The sequence below is a fragment of the Dietzia aerolata genome (genome assembly GCF_014144865.1).
In the GTDB taxonomy this organism is placed as follows: Bacteria; Actinomycetota; Actinomycetes; order Mycobacteriales; family Mycobacteriaceae; genus Dietzia; species Dietzia aerolata.
Map to the genome: position 1 here is coordinate 1 of NZ_JAALDM010000081.1, position 4,477 is coordinate 4,477.

Sequence of the window (4,477 nt, forward strand, 5' to 3'; positions counted from 1 at the left end):
CGCTCGACGGCGCCCCGCTGGCCGACCTCGCCGACCCCGCGCTCGACGCGCGCGTGCTGGTCCCCGGGTCGGACCGCGGCGACGTGGTGTCGGTGCTGGCGCGGATCTTCGCCTCCGGTGGCACCGCGGTGCTGGTGTCGGGCGAGGGGTCCGACGACGACGACAACGCCGCCGTCACCGACGTGGCCGCCACCGAGAAGACAACTCACACGGTCTGATCAGGCGGGTCGGCAATCGTGCCGATCGGCCGGGACACGCAAAAGCCGCCACACCCAATTCGTTCGGGGGTGGCGGCTTTCGCGTTGGCTAGGGCCTGGCTCAGCTGAGGACCTGGCGGGCCATGACCATGCGGCAGACCTGGTTGGTGCCCTCGTAGATCTGGGTGATCTTGGCGTCGCGCATCATGCGCTCGACCGGGAAGTCGCGCGTGTAGCCGGCGCCGCCGAACAGCTGCACGGCGTTGGTGGTGACCTCCATCGCCACGTCCGAGGCGAACGTCTTGGAGGCGGCGGCCATGAAGCCCAGCTTCTCGCCACCGGGCGCGGTGCCCCGCTCGGCGTTGGCGGCGGCGGTGTAGACCATCAGGCGCGCGGCCTGCACCTTCATCGCCATGTCGGCGAGCATGAACTGGGTGTTCTGGAAGTCGGAGATCGACTTGCCGAACTGCTTGCGCTCCTTGGTGTAGGCGATCGCGGCGTCCAGCGCGCCCTGGGCGATGCCGATGGCCTGCGCGCCGATCGTGGGGCGCGTGTGGTCGAGCGTCTGCAGGGCGGTCTTGAAGCCGGTGCCCGGCTCGCCGATGATGCGGTCGCCCGGGATGCGGACGTTCTCGAAGTACAGCTCGGCGGTGGGCGAGCCCTTGATGCCGAGCTTCTTCTCGGTCTTGGAGACGCCGAAGCCCTCGTCGTCGGCGTGGACCATGAACGCCGAGATGCCGCTGGCGCCCTTGTCCGGGTCGGTCACGGCCATAACGGTGTACCAGGTGGACTTGCCGCCGTTGGTGATCCACGCCTTGGAGCCGTTGAGGATCCAGTCGTCGCCGTCGGCCTTGGCGCGGGTGCGCATGGCGCCGGCGTCCGAGCCGGCCTCACGCTCCGACAGGGCGTACGAGGCCATCTTGCCGCCCGCGATCTCGGGCAGGACCTTCTGCTTGAGGGCGTCGTCGCCGGCCAGGATCAGGCCCATCGTGCCGAGCTTGTTCACGGCCGGGATGAGCGAGGACGAACCGCAGACGCGGGCGACCTCCTCGATCACGATGCAGGCCGCCACCGAATCGGCGCCCTGACCGTCGAACTGCTCCGGGACGTGGACCGCATTGAAACCGGAGGCGTTGAGCGCGTCGAGGGCCTCCTGCGGGAAGCGCTCGGACTCGTCGACATCCGCGGCGTGGGGCTCGATCTCCTTCTCCGCGAGCGCACGGATCGCGGCACGCAGCTCCTCGTGCTCCTCCGCCGGGCGGTACAGGTCGAAATCGGGGTTGCCGGACATGTGCGGGCCTCCATGAGGGAATCGTCGGTGCATCTCGCGCGGGAGGGCGTCGGCTCGGGCTCGGTCGACCCAGCCTGCACCCGGGCCTTCACGTTACCAGCGACTAACTGGAACGCCGCCGCGGCGAACCCCCTGGATTCCGCATCGCGGAACCGGGGTCCGGGGGTCAGCCCGCAGCGAGGTGCGGGGGTCTGCCCGGACCGGGGTCTGGGCCTGGCCCGGGGTCAGCCCAGCAGGGTCTTGCGCAACGCCTCGTCCTTGCGTTCCACCATCGCCTCGAGCTCGGACTGGAAGGCCTCCATGCGCTCGAGCAGCGCGGGATCGGAGGCGCCGAGAATGCGCACGGCCAGCAGTCCGGCGTTGCGCGCCCCGCCGATCGAGACCGTCGCCACCGGCACCCCCGCCGGCATCTGGACGATTGACAGCAGCGAGTCCATGCCGTCGAGGTACTTCAGCGGCACGGGCACGCCGATGACAGGCAGCGGCGTCGCCGAGGCCACCATGCCCGGCAGATGGGCGGCCCCACCGGCACCGGCGATGATCACCTTGATGCCGCGGCCGGCGGCCGAGCGGGCGTAGTCGAGCATCTTCTGCGGGGTGCGGTGGGCGGAGACGACGCCCACCTCGAACGGGATCCCGAACTCGGCCAGCGCCTCGGCGGCGGCCTCCATGGTGGGCCAGTCGGAGTCTGAGCCCATGATCAGGCCGACCTGCGGCCCGCCCTGTTGCGCGGTCATGTCGTCGCCTTTCGTCGAGGTGCTTCGTGTCGGTGGGGTCGGTCCGGGAGGCTCAGCGATCGAAGTCCGCGACCGCCGCCCCCGCGTGGGGGTCCCAGCCGTCGGCCCACTGCCCGTGGGAGAGCCAGTGTGCGGCGAGTTCGGCCACCGCGCGCACGGCCGCGACCTGATCGGCGTCATCCGGATCGACGCCCGGATCGCCCAGGACGTTGACGTGACCGATCTTGCGACCGGGCCGCTCCGACTTGCCGTACATGTGCACCTTGGCGTGCGGGAAGCGGGCGCCGAGGTGGTGGATTCGCTCGTCCATGCTCATGGCCGGGGCCTCGGGCGCGCCGAGGATGTTGGCCATCACGGTGACGGGCGCGGTGGGGACGGTCGAGCCGAGCGGGTAGTCGAGCACGGCCCGCAGGTGCTGCTCGAACTGGCTGGTGGTGGCACCGTCCATGGTCCAGTGGCCGGAGTTGTGCGGCCGCATGGCCAACTCGTTGACCAGCACTCCGGGACGCCCGTCGGCACCGGTGACCTCGAACAGCTCGACCGCCATCACGCCGGTCACGTCCAGGTGCTCGGCCAGGCGCAGCGCGGTGGCCTGGACGGCTGAGCGCAGGTCATCGGGCAGTCCGGTCGCGGGCGCGATGGCCACGGCGCAGATGCCGTCGCGCTGCACGGTCTCCACGACCGGCCACACGGCGCCCTGCCCGAACGGCGACCGCGCCACCATCGCGGACAGCTCGCGCGTCCACGGGACCTTGGCCTCGGCCATCATCGGCACCCCGGCCTCGAGCTGCTCGGCGGCGATCCGCTCGGCCTCCTCCAACGAGTCCGGCATCCACACGCCGCGGCCGTCGTAGCCGCCGCGCGCGGACTTGAGCACGATCTGCCCCTGCTGCTCGGCGTGGAATCGCCGCACGTCATCCAGGCTGTCGATGCCGGTGAACGGCGGGACGGGCGCCCCGATCTCGGCGAGCGCCCGACGCATGACGAGCTTGTCCTGGGCGTGGATGAGGGCGGAGGCGCGGGGCCGCACGGCGATCCCGTCGGCTTCGAGCTCGAGCAGAATCTGCGGCGGCACGTGCTCGTGGTCGAAGGTCATCACGTCGGCGCCCTCGGCGGCGGTACGCACCGCGTCCGGGTCGTCGTGGGCGCCGATCACCACGTCGAGGGTGACCTGCGCGGCCGGGTCCTGCGGGTCGGCGGCGAGCACGCGCAGGCTCTGGCCGAGCGCCACGGCGGACTGGTGGGTCATTCGGGCGAGTTGACCCCCACCGATCATCGCCACGACGGGCGTACCGAGGGGATTGCGGCGGATGCGCGAGTCGTCGTTCACGCCGTTCATCGTCTCACGTTCCGCGACGTCCTCACCGACGCCCCGGGAGCCCCCACCGGAAGCGGGCCGCCTGGACCGCCGGCGTCGGGGGCGGCGGCGGAGGCAGCCGCAGCAACTCCTCATAGACCGCCGCATGCACACGGGCGACCTCCGGCACGTCCTCGATCTCCACCGGCGGCAGGTGCCCGAGCTCGAGGATCAGCGTGCCGGTGCCCATCGCCCGGTCGCTGAGCGTGTGCCGGAATCGGACGGCACTGATCCGCCGCAGCGGCACGTCCACGCACCGCCTGGTCGAGCCGGCCGGCCGGAACAGCACGCGTTCATCGGTGACGAGCAGGTCGGTGCGTGCCCACCGGATCGCCGGCCACACCGCGAACCGCAGCGCCACCAGCAGGGACAGCACCGCGAGCATCGCCCACACGGTGCCGCGGTCGGACGGGTTGGGAACCTGCACCTCGACGAACCCGCCCGCGATCCCGGCCAGGCCCGCCAGGACGATGCCCACGAGGGACGGGCGCACGAGCTGCCGCCAGTGGGGGTGGGTGTGGACGATGAGCGCTTCCCCCGGCGCGACCACCGATCGGACGAACCCCACTACTTAGCCGCCCCACCGTCCGCCGGCACCCCATCGCCCACCGGCCCCGCGGACGTGCGTGACGTCCCCGGCGGCCACGGCGAACTCTTCGGTGCCTGCATCACCGTTGTCGTCGTCCCCGTTGGTTCTTAGGTCTTGGGTTTGTGGGTTTGAGGTTTGTTCTTTTTTGGCGACGACGACGAGGCGGCCCTCGCGGTCGACCCGCACCGCACGTCCGACCCTGACGACATCCCCGGGTAGTTCGACGCGGACCTCCGCCCCGATCGTGGAGCAGGCCTGCGTGTAGGCGTCCATGAGCTCATCGGAGATGGTCGAGCCGCTCCCCCG

Annotated in this window: 5 protein-coding genes and 1 pseudogene; 1 reads left to right on the forward strand and 5 read right to left on the reverse strand. The window is 71.2% G+C overall.

The genetic code is table 11. The features are described 5' to 3' along the window. A pseudogene (locus G6016_RS05830) lies at positions 1-218 on the forward strand (TIGR03089 family protein); the annotation flags it as partial. Between the two features lie 100 nt (positions 219-318). On the opposite strand, the gene G6016_RS05835 reads toward G6016_RS05830, so the two are convergent. From G6016_RS05835 to G6016_RS05855, 5 genes are all read right to left on the reverse strand, one after another. Next, positions 319-1,488 (reverse strand): acyl-CoA dehydrogenase family protein, encoded by a 1,170-nt coding sequence (locus G6016_RS05835; protein WP_182631744.1) that lies wholly within the window; start codon positions 1,486-1,488, stop codon positions 319-321. A gap of 224 nt (positions 1,489-1,712) precedes the next feature. Next, positions 1,713-2,225, reverse strand: a complete 513-nt coding sequence (gene purE / locus G6016_RS05840; protein WP_182631745.1) for a 5-(carboxyamino)imidazole ribonucleotide mutase — start codon at positions 2,223-2,225, stop codon at positions 1,713-1,715. A gap of 52 nt (positions 2,226-2,277) precedes the next feature. Then, the gene (locus G6016_RS05845) at positions 2,278-3,564 is read right to left on the reverse strand and encodes a 5-(carboxyamino)imidazole ribonucleotide synthase (protein WP_182631746.1); all 1,287 of its coding nucleotides are present in this window, start codon (positions 3,562-3,564) and stop codon (positions 2,278-2,280) included. 22 nt (positions 3,565-3,586) lie between these two features. After that, entirely contained in the window at positions 3,587-4,150 is a 564-nt protein-coding gene (locus tag G6016_RS05850) for a PH domain-containing protein (protein ID WP_182631747.1), read from the reverse strand. A gap of 3 nt (positions 4,151-4,153) precedes the next feature. Beyond that, on the reverse strand, positions 4,154-4,477 hold a 324-nt coding region (locus tag G6016_RS05855; RefSeq protein ID WP_522731191.1), incomplete at its 5' end, for a biotin protein ligase-related protein.

Excerpts from the sequence above, each read along its gene's own strand:
- G6016_RS05835 (WP_182631744.1), bottom strand. The coding sequence starts at position 1,488 with ATGTCCGGCAACCCCGATTTCGACCTGTACCGCCCGGCGGAGGAGCAC.
- purE (WP_182631745.1), bottom strand. The coding sequence starts at position 2,225 with ATGACCGCGCAACAGGGCGGGCCGCAGGTCGGCCTGATCATGGGCTCA.
- G6016_RS05845 (WP_182631746.1), bottom strand. The coding sequence starts at position 3,564 with ATGAACGGCGTGAACGACGACTCGCGCATCCGCCGCAATCCCCTCGGT.